This window comes from Streptomyces sp. XH2, from assembly GCF_049725035.1.
In the GTDB taxonomy this organism is placed as follows: domain Bacteria; phylum Actinomycetota; class Actinomycetes; order Streptomycetales; family Streptomycetaceae; genus Streptomyces; species Streptomyces roseoverticillatus.
Map to the genome: position 1 here is coordinate 38,797 of NZ_JBMMMZ010000023.1, position 16,292 is coordinate 55,088.

Annotated in this window: 14 protein-coding genes; 9 read left to right on the plus strand and 5 right to left on the minus strand. The window is 73.4% G+C overall.

Annotation, left to right across the window (positions count from 1 at the left end):
- Window positions 1–88: 88 nt before the first annotated feature.
- The 4 genes from ACOTKD_RS35530 to der all read left to right on the plus strand — a co-directional run bounded on the left by ACOTKD_RS35530 (window position 89) and on the right by der (window position 4,307).
- Window positions 89–1,174, plus strand: coding sequence for a prephenate dehydrogenase (locus tag ACOTKD_RS35530; protein WP_424893111.1), 1,086 nt, complete (start codon window positions 89–91; stop codon window positions 1,172–1,174).
- 265 nt (window positions 1,175–1,439) lie between these two features.
- A complete protein-coding gene (cmk, locus tag ACOTKD_RS35535) occupies window positions 1,440–2,153 on the plus strand; it encodes a (d)CMP kinase (protein ID WP_424893112.1) in 714 nt (237 codons plus the stop codon).
- A 50-nt stretch (window positions 2,154–2,203) separates the two neighbouring features.
- Window positions 2,204–2,791, plus strand: a complete 588-nt coding sequence (locus ACOTKD_RS35540; RefSeq protein WP_424893160.1) for a lysophospholipid acyltransferase family protein — start codon at window positions 2,204–2,206, stop codon at window positions 2,789–2,791.
- Window positions 2,792–2,849: 58 nt separating this feature from the next.
- On the plus strand, window positions 2,850–4,307 hold the full coding sequence (der, locus tag ACOTKD_RS35545; RefSeq protein WP_424893113.1) for a ribosome biogenesis GTPase Der: 1,458 nt from the start codon (window positions 2,850–2,852) through the stop codon (window positions 4,305–4,307).
- 47 nt (window positions 4,308–4,354) lie between these two features.
- Here der and ACOTKD_RS35550 read toward each other — a convergent pair whose 3' ends face one another.
- Complete coding sequence (locus tag ACOTKD_RS35550) at window positions 4,355–4,681, minus strand: hypothetical protein (protein ID WP_424893114.1); 327 nt, start codon at window positions 4,679–4,681, stop codon at window positions 4,355–4,357.
- Between the two features lie 152 nt (window positions 4,682–4,833).
- Window positions 4,834–5,649, minus strand: a complete 816-nt coding sequence (locus ACOTKD_RS35555; protein WP_424893161.1) for a hypothetical protein — start codon at window positions 5,647–5,649, stop codon at window positions 4,834–4,836.
- 196 nt (window positions 5,650–5,845) lie between these two features.
- Between ACOTKD_RS35555 and ACOTKD_RS35560 the strand changes: the two genes are divergently transcribed.
- Both ACOTKD_RS35560 and ACOTKD_RS35565 read left to right on the plus strand, forming a co-directional pair.
- Window positions 5,846–7,096, plus strand: coding sequence for a glycosyltransferase family 4 protein (locus ACOTKD_RS35560; protein WP_424893115.1), 1,251 nt, complete (start codon window positions 5,846–5,848; stop codon window positions 7,094–7,096).
- The gene (locus ACOTKD_RS35565; RefSeq protein ID WP_424893116.1) at window positions 7,093–8,067 is read left to right on the plus strand and encodes a hypothetical protein; all 975 of its coding nucleotides are present in this window, start codon (window positions 7,093–7,095) and stop codon (window positions 8,065–8,067) included. The genes ACOTKD_RS35560 and ACOTKD_RS35565 overlap by 4 nt, the downstream gene beginning before the upstream one ends.
- 3 nt (window positions 8,068–8,070) lie before the next feature.
- Here the strand turns inward: ACOTKD_RS35565 and ctaD are convergent, their stop codons facing one another.
- A complete protein-coding gene (ctaD, locus tag ACOTKD_RS35570; protein ID WP_424893117.1) occupies window positions 8,071–9,756 on the minus strand; it encodes a cytochrome c oxidase subunit I in 1,686 nt (561 codons plus the stop codon).
- Between the two features lie 452 nt (window positions 9,757–10,208).
- Between ctaD and ACOTKD_RS35575 the strand changes: the two genes are divergently transcribed.
- Window positions 10,209–10,424 (plus strand): I78 family peptidase inhibitor, encoded by a 216-nt coding sequence (locus ACOTKD_RS35575; protein ID WP_424893118.1) that lies wholly within the window; start codon window positions 10,209–10,211, stop codon window positions 10,422–10,424.
- Window positions 10,425–10,518: 94 nt separating this feature from the next.
- Here the strand turns inward: ACOTKD_RS35575 and ACOTKD_RS35580 are convergent, their stop codons facing one another.
- Window positions 10,519–11,526 carry a phosphatase PAP2 family protein gene (locus tag ACOTKD_RS35580; RefSeq protein ID WP_424893119.1) on the minus strand — a complete coding sequence of 336 codons (1,008 nt, stop codon included), beginning with the start codon at window positions 11,524–11,526 and terminating at the stop codon, window positions 10,519–10,521.
- A 309-nt stretch (window positions 11,527–11,835) separates the two neighbouring features.
- Window positions 11,836–13,035, minus strand: a complete 1,200-nt coding sequence (locus tag ACOTKD_RS35585; RefSeq protein WP_424893120.1) for a glycosyltransferase family 39 protein — start codon at window positions 13,033–13,035, stop codon at window positions 11,836–11,838.
- Window positions 13,036–13,210: 175 nt separating this feature from the next.
- On the opposite strand from ACOTKD_RS35585, the gene ACOTKD_RS35590 reads away from it, so the two are divergent.
- Both ACOTKD_RS35590 and ACOTKD_RS35595 read left to right on the plus strand, forming a co-directional pair.
- Window positions 13,211–14,857, plus strand: coding sequence for an MFS transporter (locus ACOTKD_RS35590; RefSeq protein ID WP_424893121.1), 1,647 nt, complete (start codon window positions 13,211–13,213; stop codon window positions 14,855–14,857).
- A 217-nt stretch (window positions 14,858–15,074) separates the two neighbouring features.
- A complete protein-coding gene (locus ACOTKD_RS35595; protein WP_424893162.1) occupies window positions 15,075–16,271 on the plus strand; it encodes an acyl-CoA dehydrogenase family protein in 1,197 nt (398 codons plus the stop codon).
- Window positions 16,272–16,292 lie beyond the last annotated feature (21 nt).

The following is a 16,292-nucleotide window of genomic DNA, read 5'->3' on the forward strand; positions in this document are numbered from 1 at the left end:
GCGCCCGCCCCGCCCGGCCGGAGGAGCGGCTGGATAGGCTGGCCGGGCCCGCCCTCCGTCACGCTCCACGCACCCGCAAGGACTCCCAGTGAGAACCGCCCTCGTCATCGGCACCGGACTGATCGGCACCTCCGCCGCGCTCGCCCTCGCGGGCCGCGGGGTCCACGTCCACCTCAGGGACCACGACCCGGACGCGGCGCGGACGGCCGCGGCCCGGGGCGCCGGCACCGACCGGGAGCCCGAGGGCCCGGTGGACCTCGTGATCGTCTCCGTGCCGCCGGCGCACGTCGCGGCCACGCTCGCCGCGGCGATCCGGGACGGCCTCGGCCGCGGCTACATCGACGTCGCGAGCGTCAAGGGCGGCCCGCGCCGCGAGCTGGAGGCGCTCGGCGCCGACCTCTCCGGCTACCTCGGCACGCACCCGATGGCGGGCCGCGAGCGCTCCGGCCCCATGGCCGCCACGGCCGACCTCTTCGAGGGCCGCCCCTGGGTGCTCACGCCCACCCGGGACACCGACACCGAGGTCCTCAACCTCGCCCTCGAACTCGTCGCCCTGTGCCGCGCCGTGCCCGTCGTCATGGACGCCGACGACCACGACCGGGCCGTCGCCCTCGTCTCGCACACCCCGCACCTGCTCTCCAGCATGGTCGCCGCCCGCCTGGAGGACGCGGACGAGACGGCCGTGCGGCTGTGCGGCCAGGGCATCCGCGACGTGACCCGGATCGCCGCGTCCGACCCCCGGCTGTGGGTCGAGATCCTCTCCGCCAACCCGGGCCCCGTCGCCGAGATCCTCTCCGCCGTCGCCGCCGACCTGGACGAGACGGTACGGGCCCTGCGCGCGCTGGAGGCCGCGGACGACGACAAGCGGGAGGAGGGCGCGGCCGGCCTGGAGGACGTCCTGCGGCGCGGCAACACGGGCCGCAGCAGGGTGCCGGGCAAGCACGGGGCGGCCCCGGCCGCGTACGAGACGGTCACCGTCCTCATCGGCGACCAGCCGGGCGAGCTCGCCCGCATCTTCGCCGACGCGGGCCGGGCGGGCGTGAACATCGAGGACGTCCGCATCGAGCACGCGACGGGGCAGCAGGCGGGCCTGATCCAGCTCATGGTCGAACCGGGCGCAGTGGCGTCCCTGACGGCAGCCCTCCGCGACCAGGGCTGGTCGCTGCGCCAGTAGCCCTTCCGGGCCGGTCGCCGGTCAAGGATGCCCGCGTCCTCGGATCCGCCGCGGCGGCGCGCACCCACGCCGGTGGCGCCCGGCGGTGCCGTCCGGGCGCGGGCCGGGCCGGCACCGCCGACGGCCGCCGCTGTGGCCGATCGCCGCCGCGGCGGGGGGTTCGTCGCCCGGGCGATCATGAGGCGTGCCCGGGCCGCGCCCGCGAGCCAGTAACCTTGTCGCAGGCTGATAAGAGCCCCCGTACCCCACCCCGTGCACAAGGAAGGTGTCTGACACCGTGGAAACCGCCGCCCGGACCGCTCCGGCAGCAGTCATCGTCGGCATCGACGGCCCCTCCGGCACGGGCAAGTCCAGCACGTCCAAGGCCGTCGCGGCCAAGCTCGGCCTGCGCTACCTGGACACCGGCGCGCAGTACCGCGCGATCACCTGGTGGATGCTGAGCAACGGCATCGACGTGAACGACGCCGCCGCGGTCGCCGAGGCCGCGGGCAAGCCCGAGATCGTCTCCGGCACCGACCCGTCCGCGCCGACCATCACGGTCGACGGTGCCGACGCCGCGGGCCCGATCCGCACCCAGGAGGTCACCTCTGCCGTCAGCGCGGTCAGCGCCGTCCCGGAGATCCGCACGCGCCTGACCGAGCTGCAGCGGGCGATCGCCGCCGAGGCTCCGGCCGGCATCGTCGTCGAGGGCCGCGACATCGGCACGACGGTGCTGCCCGACGCCGACCTCAAGATCTTCCTGACGGCGTCCGCCGAGGCGCGGGCCGCCCGCCGCAGCGGCGAGCTGAAGGGCAAGGAGGCCGCCGACCTGGCCGCCACCCAGGCCGCCCTGATCAAGCGGGACGCCGCCGACTCCGGCCGCAAGACCTCGCCGCTGGCCAAGGCCGGCGACGCGGTCGAGGTGGACACCACGGAGCTCACGCTGGAGCAGGTCATCGAGTGCGTGGTGACCTTGGTCGAGGAGCGCCGGGCGGCGTGACCGCGTCCCCGGGGGGTGCCGCCGTCGGCCGGCGGATCGGCATAGGCCTGATGTACGGGCTGTGGAAGCCGCGTGTGCTGGGCGCCTGGCGGGTGCCCGCCACGGGGCCGGTCATCCTGGCCGTGAACCACTCCCACAACATCGACGGCCCGATGCTCATGGGCACCGCGCCCCGGCCGGTGCACTTCCTGATCAAGAAGGAGGCGTTCGTCGGCCCCCTCGGCCCGTTCCTGGAAGGGATCGGCCAGCTGAAGGTGGACCGGTCGAGCGCCGACCGCGCCGCGATCACGGAGGCGCTGGGCGTCCTGGAGCGCGGCGGGGTCCTGGGGATCTTCCCCGAGGGCACCCGGGGCGAGGGCGACTTCGCCTCGCTGCGCGCCGGCCTCGCCTACTTCGCGGTGCGCTCCGGGGCGCCGATCGTGCCCGTGGCGGTGCTCGGCAGCACCGAGCGCAAGGGCCGCCTCGTGCGCGGCCTGCCGCCGCTGCGCAGCCGGGTCGACGTCGTCTTCGGGGACGCCTTCGAGGCGGGCGACGGCAGCGGCCGCCGCACGCGCAAGGCGCTGGACGAGGCGACCGTGCGGATCCAGCAGCGGCTGGGCGCGCACCTGGCGGACGCCAAGCGGCTGACCGGCCGCTGAACGAGACTTAGTAGCGGACCCGCGGGTCCGCCGACCATACGAACGAGGAACGGACTTCATGAACGACCAGATCCACGGCGACGAGCACGGTGAGCTTGGCGACGCCGAGTACGCGGAGTTCATGGAGCTCGCGGCGCAGGAGGGCTTCGAGGCCGACGAGGTCGAGGGCGCCCTCGGCGAGGCCGGCCACGGCCCGCTGCCCGTGCTCGCCGTCGTCGGCCGCCCGAACGTCGGCAAGTCGACGCTCGTGAACCGCATCATCGGCCGCCGCGAGGCGGTCGTCGAGGACCGCCCGGGCGTCACCCGCGACCGCGTCACCTACGAGGCCGAGTGGGCCGGCCGCCGCTTCAAGGTCGTCGACACCGGCGGCTGGGAGCAGGACGTCCTCGGCATCGACGCGTCCGTCGCCGCCCAGGCCGAGTACGCGATCGAGGCCGCCGACGCGGTCGTCTTCGTCGTGGACGCCACGGTCGGCGCGACCGACACCGACGAGGCCGTCGTCAAGCTGCTGCGCCGGGCCGGCAAGCCCGTCGTGCTGTGCGCCAACAAGGTCGACGGCCCCTCCGGCGAGGCCGACGCGGCCATGCTGTGGTCGCTGGGCCTCGGCGAGCCGATGCCGGTCTCCGCGCTGCACGGCCGCGGCACCGGCGACATGCTGGACGAGGTCCTCAAGGCCCTGCCCGAGGCCCCGGCCCAGCGCTTCGGCACCACGGTCGGCGGCCCGCGCCGCATCGCCCTGATCGGCCGCCCGAACGTCGGCAAGTCCTCCCTGCTCAACAAGGTGGCGGGGGAGGAGCGCGTCGTCGTCAACGAGCTGGCCGGCACCACCCGCGACCCGGTCGACGAGCTGATCGAGCTCGGCGGGGTGACCTGGAAGTTCGTGGACACCGCGGGCATCCGCAAGCGCGTCCACCTCCAGGAGGGCGCGGACTACTACGCCTCCCTGCGCACCGCCGCCGCGGTCGAGAAGGCCGAGGTCGCGGTGATCCTGATCGACGCGAGCGAGACCATCTCCGTCCAGGACCAGCGCATCGTCACCATGGCCGTCGAGGCCGGCCGGGCGATCGTCATCGCGTACAACAAGTGGGACACGCTCGACGAGGAGCGCCGCTACTACCTCGAGCGCGAGATCGAGACCGAGTTCCAGCAGATCGCGTGGGCGCCGCGGGTCAATGTCTCGGCGCAGACCGGCCGGCACATGGAGAAGCTCGTCCCGGCGATCGAGACGGCCCTCGCGGGCTGGGAGACGCGCGTGCCGACCGGGCGGCTGAACGCCTTCCTCGGCGAGCTCGTCGCGGCCCACCCGCACCCGATCCGGGGCGGCAAGCAGCCCCGCATCCTCTTCGGCACGCAGGCGGGCACGAAGCCGCCGCGGTTCGTCCTCTTCGCCTCCGGCTTCATCGAGGCCGGTTACCGGCGCTTCGTGGAGCGCCGTCTGCGCGAGGAGTTCGGCTTCGAGGGGACGCCGATCCACATCTCGGTGCGGGTGCGGGAGAAGCGCGGCAGGAAGAAGTAAGCGCAGCAGAGACTGCGGGAGCCGCAGGCCCCCGCAGTCTCCGTGCGCTAATAGCCGCGCATGCGGCCGTCACGCGGTGCGGGCGGCAGCGCGGGCACGTGCCCGCGCTGCCGCCCGTAGTGCGTGTCCCAGGCGCTCTGGTAGCCCGACGGGACGTGGTAGCCCAGCTGGCCGGCATAGCCCTGCTGCCCGCCGTACTGGCCGTAGCCGAGCTGCGGATGCGGACCGAAGCCCACGAACCTCAGCTCCTCCTCGCCGGAACGGTCGAAGGGGAGGGCCCGGAACGAGCGGCGGTACTCGGAGTAGAGCGCATCGTAGATCGGGGTGACCGAGACGGGATGGCTCTGCGGGGTGGTGTCGCGGGGTGGGCGCATACCGGGGATGTGGTTCGGGTACGGAATCCGCGGGGCAGGCTCGTATGAGTGCACATACGAGCCAACGAGCCCGTGGCCCGGGGGATGCGGGCCCGGCCCGTAATGGGCCGCCGGAGCCTGTCCGGCGGGGTGCACGGGGTGCACGGCTCTCGTCACGTACCCGCGAGCGGCATGGAGGCGGCGACGAGCCGGCCGGCGGCCGCCGCCCGGTCGAGGGCCTCGCGCAGCAGGTCCTCCCGCGGCTGCGAGCCGATCGTGCCGACGGGCGCCGCGAAGACCAGCACCCGCTTGGTCTTGTTCACCGCCGAGCGCCACTCGGGGGCCACCTGCATCGCCTGGTGGGCCTGCCACCACGCGCTGGGCTGGCCGCCCGCGACGCCCGGCATCAGGATCGCGTGCAGCTGCCCCATGGCCAGCAGCACCGACCAGCCCGGGGTGGGCGGCGGCACCTGCTCCACGGTGGCGACGGGCGCGAAGCCCTGCTCGATCAGGAGCGGCAGGAAGACGTCGACCGGCCCGGACGTGCCCGGGCGGGCGATCGGCCCGAGCGGCTCGACGACGAGCGCCGGGTGCAGGTCGCCCTTGATCAGCACGAGGCCGCTGGTGACGCCCAGCTCGGCCTGTACGGGCCCGTCGGGCGCGGCGGTCAGCGTGGGCATGGCGGCGGGCGCCGGCAGCTGGGGCGCACCGGCCTGCTCGCCCTCGCCCTGGATGGAGCGCACGGCGCCCTGCAGCTGTTCCTCGGAGACCGCGACGACCTGGGAGGGGATGCAGGCGGCGTGCGCGAAGGCGAGCACGGCCGTCTCCTCGCCGACGAAGAGCACGGTGCTGGTCCGCTCCCGGTCCGTGTCGCCCGGTGTGCGGCAGGACGTGCAGTCGTAGCTGCCCGGGGCGGTGACGCCGCCCAGCAGTCGTTCGGCCTCTTCGTCGCCGATCTCGGCGCGGACGTCCTCACTGACGTCGAGCATGCGCGGCACGGGTGGCTCCTAGATATCGGTGCGTATCACACGGGGGTTCCCGGTTCGTAAGAGCACAACGGGCGATCCGCGGCGGGGGTCACGCGTAACGAGTTGGCGATCGGGGCCAACCTCCCGGCGCGTACCACGGTCTAATCTTCCGGTAGGCGGGCTGGAAGGAATGTCCGCGGCGACCGGCTGGGGACGAATGCACATCTCATTCCTTATTCACAACGCGTACGGCATCGGCGGGACGATCCGGACCACGTTCAACCTCGCGAGCACCCTCGCCGAGCAGCACGACGTGGAGGTCGTCTCCGTCTTCCGCCACCGGGAGGAGCCGGTCTTCTCGCCCGGCGGGAAGGTGCGCCTGCGCCACCTGGTCGACCTGCGCAAGGGCACGCCGGGCTACGAGGGCGACGACCCGGAGTACGAGCGCCCCGCCACGGTCTTCCCCGCCACCGAGGGCCGTTACAAGCAGTACAGCGCCCTGACCGACCGGCGGATCGCCGAGCACCTGCGCACCCTGGACTGCGACGTGGTCGTGGGCACCCGCCCCGGCCTCAACGTGCACATCGCCCAGCAGGCCCGCCGCGGCCCGGTCCGGGTCGGCCAGGAGCACCTGACGCTGAGCACCCACTCCCAGCCGCTCAAGCTGACGCTGCGCACGCACTACCCGCGGCTGGACGCCGTCACCACCGTGACCGAGGCCGACGCCGCGACCTACCGCAAGCTGATGCGGCTGCCCGGCGTGCGGGTAGAGGCCGTGCCCAACAGCATCCCCGCCCCGGCCGTGGCCCCGGCCGACGGCACCGGCAAGTGGGTGGTCGCCGCCGGCCGGCTCGCCCCCGCCAAGCGCTACGACGTGCTGATCCGCGCCTTCGAGAAGGTCGTGGCCGAGCGCCCCGACTGGAAGCTGCGGATCTACGGGGCGGGCGCCGAGCGCGCCAAGCTGCGCGCCCTGATCGACAAGCGCGGCCTCTACAACCACGTCTTCCTCATGGGCCCCGCCAATCCCCTGGACCCCGAGTGGGTCAAGGGCTCCATCGGTGCCGTCACCTCCAGCCTGGAGTCGTTCGGCATGACGATCGTCGAGGCGATGCGCTGCGGCCTGCCGGTGGTCTCCACCGACTGCCCGCACGGCCCCGGCGAGATCATCGACGACGGCGTGGACGGCCTGCTGGTGCCGGTCGGCAAGACCGACAAGATCGCCGCCGGCCTGCTGAAGCTGATCAACGACGACGAGCTGCGGCAGCGCATGGGCCGCGCGGCGCTCGCGAGCTCCGCCCGCTTCGACCCGGCGGAGGTCGCCGGCCGCTACGAGCAGCTCTTCGGCGACCTGGTGGCCCGCGGCGCCCTGCGCGGCTCGCTGCACCGCACCCGTGGTGCGCTGCTCAGCAGCGCGTTCAGGACCACGGACGCGAGCCGCTCCGCCCTGCGCCGGGTGCGTGCCGCATGACGCCCGAGCACCGCAAACCCTCCGTGCCCGCGAACGCCGCCGGTTCCGGCGGCTCCACCACCCCCGAGGAGAGCACCATCGTGTCTGCCCCGGCACCGCCGCGCGCCGACTGCATCGCGGACTCCGCGGGCGGGCTCACCTTCGACCTCGACGCCCCCGGCTCCGGCCCCGACCTCAGCGAACCGGGCCACTGGACCGCCGCGCTGGTCCTGCGCCGCCGTGGCGACGACGAGGCGGAGGAGGTCCGCCTGCCGCTCGCGCCCGACGGCGAGGGGCGGCTGCGCGCCGTGCTGCCCAGCACCGTCGCGCTGCCCGAAGGCCGCTGGGACGTCTACGTCGCCTTCGCCGACGCCGAGCCCCGCCGCCTCGTGCCGGGCCTCGCCGACCTCAGATCGCTGGTCGACCGCAGACCCGGGCCGAGCACCTCGCCGCTCGCGGTCCGCATCCCGTACGCGACCAAGCACGGCAACCTCTCGCTGCGCAGCTGGCTGCGGGCCCCGCACGCCGAGGCCGGCGACCTGCACCCGGACGCCTCGGGGCTGACCGCCCACGGCCGCCTGCACCGCGTCGCGGACGCGGCCGCCTGGCTCGCGGGCGCCGTCGTGGAGGCCCGCTGCCGCCGCGCGCCCGACCTCGTCGTCACGGCTCCGGTCGCTCAGGAGAAGCCGGCGGACGACGCCTCCGCCGAGGAGGCCGGCCAGGAGTTCTCCTTCACCCTGGACTACGCCCGGCTCGCCGCGGAGTGGCGGGGCGGCCTGGACGTCTGGGACCTGTGGCTGTGCCCGGCGGACGGTTCGGCCCCCGCCCGTGTCGCCCGCCTCCTCGACGACATCGTGGACAAGCAGCAGATCTTCGCCTACCCCGCGCTGCCCGTCGACGCGGAGTACGCGCCCGCCCAGGCCGGCCCGTACTACACGGCCGACAACGACCTGGCGGTCCGGATCGAGGAGCGCCCGCCCGTCGCGGGCTGACGGTCAGGAGCCGGCCGCCCCGGGCGCTCGCGCCGCCTTCGGGGCGGCGGCCCGGGCCACCTCCGGGTGGTGCAGGTCGAACGCGGGCGACTCGGAGCGGATCCGGGGGAGGGCGACGAAGTTGTGCCGGGGCGGCGGGCAGGACGTCGCCCACTCCAGCGAGCGGCCGTAGCCCCAGGGGTCGTCGACGCCGACGGGCTTGCCGTACCTGGCGGTCTTCCAGACGTTGTAGAAGAACGGCAGGTTGGACAGGCCCAGCAGGAACGCGCCGATCGTGGACACCGTGTTGAGCGCCGTGAATCCGTCGGCCGCGAGGTAGTCGGAGTACCGGCGGGGCATGCCCTGCGCGCCCAGCCAGTGCTGGACGAGGAAGGTGAGGTGGAAGCCCGTGAACAGCGTCCAGAAGTGGACCTTCCCCAGCCGCTCCTCCAGCATCTTGCCCGTGAGCTTCGGCCACCAGAAGTAGAAGCCCGCGAACGTCGCGAACACCACCGTCCCGAACACCACGTAGTGGAAGTGCGCGACGACGAAGTAGGTGTCCGTCACGTGGAAGTCCAGCGGCGGCGACGCGAGGATCACCCCGGTCAGGCCGCCGAAGAGGAAGCTCACCAGGAACCCCACGGCCCACAGCATCGGCGCCTCGAACGACAGCGAGCCGTGCAGCATCGTGCCGATCCAGTTGAAGAACTTCACGCCGGTGGGCACCGCGATGAGGAACGACATGAAGGAGAAGAAGGGCAGCAGCACCGCCCCGGTGGCGAACATGTGGTGCGCCCAGACCACCAGCGACAGGGCCGTGATGGCCATGGTGGCGCCGATGAGCGACAGATAGCCGAAGATCGGCTTCCGGGAGAACACCGGGATGATCTCGCTGATGATGCCGAAGAACGGCAGCGCGATGATGTAGACCTCGGGGTGGCCGAAGAACCAGAAGAGGTGCTGCCACAGCAGCGCCCCGCCGCCGGCGGAGTCGAACACCAGGGACGAGAACCGCCGGTCCGCCTCCAGCACCAGCAGCGACGCCGCCAGGACGGGGAAGGCCAGCAGGATCAGGACCGAGGTGAAGAGCACGTTCCAGGTGAAGACGGGCATCCGGAACATCGTCATCCCGGGGGCGCGCATCCCGATGATCGTGGTCAGGAAGTTCACCGCGCCGAGGATCGTGCCGAAGCCGGAGAGCGCCAGCCCCATGATCCACATGTCGGTGCCGATGCCGGGGGAGCGGACGATGCTGTTCAGCGGGGCGTAGCCGGTCCAGCCGAAGGTGGCGCCGCCCTGCGGCATCAGCAGGCTGCTCACCACGATCAGGCCGCCGAAGAGGTAGAGCCAGTACGCGAACATGTTGAGCCGCGGGAAGGCCACGTCCGGCGAGCCGATCTGCAGCGGCATGATCGCGTTGGCGAAGCCGGCGAAGGCCGGGGTCGCGAAGAGCAGCAGCATGATCGTGCCGTGGGCCGTGAAGGCCTCGTTGAACGACTCGTTGGTCATGAACTGCAGCCCCGGCCGGGCCAGCTCGGCGCGCATCAGCATCGCCAGCAGGCCGCCCGCCAGGAAGAAGGCGAACGAGGTGATCAGGTAGAGGTTGCCGATGGTCTTGTGGTCGGTGGTCGTGAGCCAGCCGACGACGAGCCTGCCCGGTCGGCGCTCCCGCACCGGGCCGGTGGTCGCCTGCGCGGTGTCCGTCCCCATCTGCGCTCCCTCGATCGCTCGGTCGTGCACCTCGACGGGCTTGCGGGCTCACGCCATGATGCTCGTCCCGCGCCCGGCGCGCGAGGGTGCCTCAGATTCGGAATTATTTATTCCGGATGCTTCCGGACCGCATCATTCCTATGACCGTGAACACGGACCCGCAATATCCGACGGGTCCCTTGTGTGCTCATTCGGGCCCTCGTTCGCGAGTTTTCCGGGAGCGTGCGGAAAAGGAGTCGTGCATTTCCCGCCCACGCTTTGTGAAGACGCCCGGTACCGCGCCGAAAACCCCGTAGGGGTGAAACATTCCACGGCAAACCACGCCGGGTTCTCTGTGACAGAAGTGTGACCGCCGGGGGACGGCGGTGCCACGGCGGCGTGCTGCCGCCCCCTCCCGCTCCCCGCCCGCCTCCGCTTCCGTCCGGCGGCGGGAGCGGCCTACGGTGACGGGCATGGCACCTCTACCGCACCTCCCCGCCGACCCCGACGACGACCTCACCGCCTACGTGGGCCTCGGCACCGCCGCCGCGACCGAGCGGGCCCGCGCCCGCGGCTGGTCCACCGTGCGCGCCCTCGCGCCGGGCACGATCGTTACCATGGAGTACGTGGCGGGCCGGCTGAACTTCGAGGCCGAGGACGGCGTCGTGAAGCGCTGCTGGAAGGGATGAGCGCCTTGGCGGGGGGGCGACCGTAATACGGCGGCCCCGGCACCTCCGCAGAGGTTCCGGGGCCGCCGTCGTGCGCAGCGAAGGCTACGGTCCGTCAGCCGCCCACCGTCCGGCCGCGGCCCGAGGCCGGGCCCAGCGGGGTGCGCGGCACCCGGTCCGGGTTGGGCGGGCGGCGGCTGCCGGTCGGCGTGACCGGGGTCCGCTCCGAGCGCGCCGTGTGCGGCCGGGCCGGCAGGTACGGCCGGCCCTCGCCGGCGCGGACGCCCGCCGTACGGCTCCCGACGCCCACCGGCTCGCGGGCCGGCTGCTCGTCGTCGGCCGGGGCGCGCGGGGCGGCCACCGGCACCGGAGCCACCGGGACGGGCACCAGCACACCGCGCTCGCGCACCCGGCGCCACAGGGCCAGCAGCCACACCTCGGCCCGGGCCATCGGCGCCTCGAACCAGGGCAGGGCGAGCAGCACCAGCAGGCCCGCGGTCCAGCCGAGGGTCACGTCGCTCATCCAGTGCGTACCGAGGTAGACCGTCGTCATGCCGACGCCCAGCGCGAGGAGCGCGGCGATCACCGAGGCCACCCGGCGGGTGCGCTTGGTGGTGGCCAGATAGGCCAGGACGCCCCAGGTCACCACGGCGTTGGCGGTGTGCCCGGAGGGAAATATGTCGCCGCCCGCGAACATCTCGTTCGAGCCGATCGAGGTGGCGTAGTGCGGACCGAGCCGGCCCATGCCGATCTTCGCCGCGCCCACGGTCGCGTTGAGCAGCAGCAGTGACGTGCCGAGGACCAGCAGCGGGCGCAGCGTCCCCTGCTTGTAGGTGCGCCAGCCCAGCCAGGCGGCCACCGCGACGGCGGTCGGGCCGCGCTGGCCCAGGACCACGAAGTAGTCGAGGAAGGTGTGGATCTCCGGCCACTGCTTGTACGGCCGGAAGAGCATGACCTGCCAGTCGAACCGCACCGGCCAGGACGTGGTGAGCACGCCGACCACGATCGCCAGGTACACCACGGAGGTGGCCACGAAGATCCCGAGGCGGGTCCGGGTCATCCGCGGCCGCACGGGGTCGGTCGGGCGCTCCTCCGCTTGGACGAGCTCGTCGTTGGTACGCACTCAATCGACGTTACATTGAGTGACAGGAAGCTTCGGCCGATCGGGCCTGTTTGTGATGACGATGTGATGTGGAATGCGTCTCAGCCATGACATGCGCCACATTCGATTCCCCGGGACAACCATCGCACCGGAAATTCCGGGACCTCTCCGCACGGCTGCCGGGGCCGTTTTGTTTCGTATTCCGCGCCGTCGTTTATCGGGGATTGGCCCGGGTGTTCCGCGGTGTTTTCCGGGCGCCCGGGAGCCGGTACGGACGATCACCCGGAAAACGATCAGGGGCCGGGGCGGTGCGGACCGGCGGCGGAAGGATCACGGGGGACCCGAGCCGTTCAGCCAGAACGCCCCGTACACCGCCGACACCAGCACCACCGTGCTCACCGTCAGTACCGCCCGCACCGGCCGTGCCCGCGCGGCGGCGACCGCGAGCGGCAGCAGCAGCGGGAACGCCGGCATCATCAGGCGCGGCTTCGAGCCGAAGTACCCCTTCGCCGTCAGGGCCAGCAGCAGCACGGCCCCCGCGTAACCGAGCAGCGGCAGCGGCTGGCGCTGCCGCACGCACGCCGCGTACAGCCACAGCACCAGACCCACGCCCACCAGCAGCCCCAGCCCCGCGGCGAACGCCGGTCCGAAGAGCCGCTGCGCGACGAACGAGCCGAAGGCAAGCCCGCCGTCGAAGCCGTTGCCCCAGCCGCCCTGCACGTCCAGATAGCCCGCCGGGCCGCCCGTCCGCACGCCCACCCACGCGAAGTACGCGAGCCAGCCCAGCGGCGCGAGCACCGCACCCAGCAGCATCCGGGCCTGCTCCCGCGGCTCCGGGCGCGGCGGCTCCCCCGTCCTCCCGCGCCGCAGCGCGACCAGCACCCCGAGCCACACGGCCAGGACCACCGCCGCACCCACCGGGCGCGTCAGCCCGGCCAGCGCCGCGAACGCGCCCGCCCACACCCAGCGGCCCGTCAGCACCGCGTACAGGCTCCACGCCGCCAGCGCCGTGAACAGCGACTCCGAATACGCCATCGACTGCACGACGCCGACCGGCAGCGCCGCCCACAGCGCCACCAGGGCCACCCCCGCCCGGCGCCCGTACAGCCGCTCCCCGATCAGGAAGACCGCCCACGCGGCCAGCAGCGACGACACCGCGCTGACCACCAGGCCCGCGTCCCCCGCGGACAGCGGGAAGACCGCGGACAGGCCCCGCTCCAGCCAGGGCAGCAGCGGGAAGAACGCCAGGTCCGAATGGACCTTCCCGCCCGGCAGGTGGAGCGTGTAGCCGTAGCCCTGCCCGGCGATGCGCGCGTACCAGATGGAGTCCCAGCGCGCCGAGAGCAGCTGGTGCGGGCTCTTGCCCGTGCAGGACCCCCACACCGCGAGGACCGCGATCCCCAGCGCCCGCACCCCCGCGTAGACCAGCAGGGCGGGCAGCGCACGGCGCAGCGCGCCGCACGCCCGGAGGGCGGCCCGGGGCAGGGGAGCCCCGGCGCCCGTACCGGCGGGAGAAACAAGATCAGTCACCGATCAATTGTCCAGCATGAGCGGAGCGCCTCCACGATCGGCCCGGACGGTGACGGAGCACACGGATCCGTGCCCGGGACTCGCGTACGCTGTCGAGTCACTCGCCGACGACGCCACGCGGTCCACAGTCCCCAGGACCCGCGGGCGGCGGCGAGCGCATGACACGGAGGTGTGAATGTCCGGGACGACCACGGCCGGCCCGCCGCGGGCCGGCGGCGTCCCCCGGCAGCGGTACCGGCGCGGACAGCGGCAGCGGCCGCCGTACGGGCCCTCTGCCTGCGCCGGGGTGAGCCGCTGGACCGTCCTCGTCGTCCTCTGCGTCAGCCTGCTCCTCGTCGCCGTCGACGCGACCGTCCTGCACGTCGCCGTCCCGGCCGTCACCGAGGACCTGCGGCCCGGCGCGATCCAGCTGCTCTGGATCGTCGACGTCTACCCGCTCGTGTGCGCCTCGCTGCTCATCCTCTTCGGTACTCTCGGCGACCGCGTCGGCCGCCGCCGGGTGCTGCTGCTCGGCTACGGGCTCTTCGGCACCGCCTCCGCGCTCGCCGCCTTCGCCCCCACCCCGGAAGTGCTCATCGGAGCCCGCGCACTGCTCGGCGCCGGCGGCGCGATGATCATGCCGGCGACGCTGTCCATCCTCCGCCAGGTCTTCCCCGACCGGCGCGAGCGGGCCCTCGCCGTCGGCGTGTGGAGCGCGGTCGCCGCGGTGGGCGCGGCGGTCGGACCGCTGCTCGGCGGCTTCCTCCTCGAACACTTCTGGTGGGGATCGGTCTTCCTCATCAACATCCCGCTGATGGCCGCGGCCCTGCCGGTGGGACGGTGGCTCCTGCCCGAGTCGACCGGGCCCCGCGACGGGCCGTGGGACGTGACCGGCGCGCTGATGGCCGCGTTCGGGCTGTTCGGGCTCGTCCTCGGCGTCAAGCGGGCCGGCACGGGCGAGGCGCTCTCGCTCGGCACGGTCGTCCCCGGCGCGGTCGGGGCGGCCCTGCTCGTCCTCTTCGTCCGTCGGCAGCGGCGGCGGGCCCACCCGCTCGTCGACCTGCGGATGTTCTCCCGGCCCGCCTTCGGCACGTCCGTCGGGTGCATCGTGCTCGCCATGCTCGCGCTCGTCGGCCTGGAGCTGATCGCCGCGCAGTACCTCCAGCTCGTCCTCGGGCTCACCCCGCTGGAGACCGGGCTGCGGCTGCTGCCGCTCACGCTCGCCGCGATGGCCGCGGGACTCGTCGGCTCCCGCATGCTCCAGTGGCTCGGCCCCCGCGCGATGGTCGCCCTCGGCTTCGTGCTGACCGCCGCGGCCGTCGCCTCGCTGACCGCGATGGGCCTCCACGACCGGCCCGGAGTGCTCTTCGGCTGCTTCGTCCTGCTCGGCTTCGGCCTGGAGACCACGCTCTTCGGCGCGTACGAGTCGATGCTCAGCGAGGCGCCCGCGGAGTCCGCGGGCGGCGCCGCGGCGATCGGCGAGACCTCGTACCAGCTCGGTGCGGGCATCGGCATCGCCCTGCTGGGCAGCGTCATGAACGCCGCCTACGCGCCGGGCGTCGCCTCCGTCCCCGGCGTCCCGAGCGCGGCCGGCGCCTCCGCGAGCCACTCCCTCGGCGAGGCCTACGACGTCGCCTCCCGGCTGGGGGGACCGGCGGGGGCGGCGCTGCGGGTCGCCGCGCGCGACGCGTTCGTGCACGGGTTGCACGTGACGTTGGCGCTGAGCGCGTGCTTGCTGCTGGTGGGGGCGGTTGCCGCGCTGCGGTTGCCACGGGCGATGGAGTGCGGGGCGGCCACGCCTCCGGCGCCGGCCGAGGTGGGTTCGGCACCGCCGGTCAGCTAGCGGGTGGCTGCCCGCCGTCGCGGCGGAGGGAGATGCCCGGGTCCCGCCCCTTCCCGAAACCCCTGCGGGGGACTGGGGGCTTGCCCTCAGGGCCCTTCCCCCGCCGCAGTGGCGAGCCACCACCGCGGGGCTGTCCGGCGGTGCCGGAACCACCGCTACCCCCAGGGGCTGGACGCCCGGGTTACCCGGCCGTAGCGTGCTGGCGAAGCGATCACTCATTCGCCCGCACCCGCCGGAGGCACCCGTGTTCGACCCGCATGACCCCCTCGGCATCGACGACCTCCTCACCGACGAGGACCGCGCCGTCCGGGACACCGTCAGGCAGTGGGCCGCCGACCGCGTCCTCCCGCACATCGCGCAGTGGTACGAGTCCGGCGAACTCCCCGTCGTCCGGGAGCTCGCCCGCGAGCTCGGCGCGATCGGCGCCCTCGGCATGCAGCTGAGCGGTTACGGCTGCGCGGGCGCGAGCGCCGTGCAGTACGGCCTGGCCTGCCTGGAGCTGGAGGCCGCCGACTCCGGCATCCGCTCCCTGGTCTCCGTGCAGGGCTCCCTCGCGATGTACGCGATCCACCGCTTCGGCTCGGAGGAGCAGAAGCAGCGGTGGCTGCCGGCGATGGCGGCGGGCGAGACCATCGGCTGCTTCGGCCTGACCGAGCCCGACCACGGTTCGGACCCCGCGGGCATGCGCACGCACGCCAAGCGCGACGCCGGCGGCGACTGGGTGCTGACCGGCCGCAAGATGTGGATCACCAACGGGTCGGTGGCCGGCGTCGCCGTGGTCTGGGCGCAGACCGACGGCGGCATCCGGGGCTTCGTCGTGCCCACCGACCGCCCCGGCCTGTCCGCGCCCGAGATCCGGCACAAGTGGTCGCTGCGCGCCTCGGTCACCAGCGAGCTGGTCCTGGACGAGGTGCGGCTGCCCGCGGACGCCGTGCTGCCGGAGGTCACCGGCCTGCGCGGCCCGCTGAGCTGCCTGAGCCACGCGCGCTACGGCATCGTCTGGGGCTCGATGGGCGCGGCGCGCACGAGCTTCGAGACCGCGCTCGACTACGCGCGCACGCGCGAGCAGTTCGGGAAGCCGATCGGCGCCTTCCAGCTCACCCAGGCCAAGCTGGCGGACATGGCGGTCGAGCTGCACAAGGGGATCCTGCTGGCCCACCACCTGGGGCGGCGGATGGACGCGGGGACGCTGCGGCCGGAACAGGTGAGCTTCGGAAAGCTGAACAACGTGCGGGAGGCGATCGAGATCTGCAGGACGGCGCGGACGGTCCTCGGTGCGAACGGGATCTCGCTGGAGTACCCGGTGATGCGGCACGCCACGAACCTGGAGTCCGTGCTGACGTACGAGGGGACGGTGGAGATGCACCAGCTGGTGCTGGGCAAGGCGCTCACCGGTCTCGACGCGTTCCGGTAAGCCCTCGCCCGGGTGCGCGGC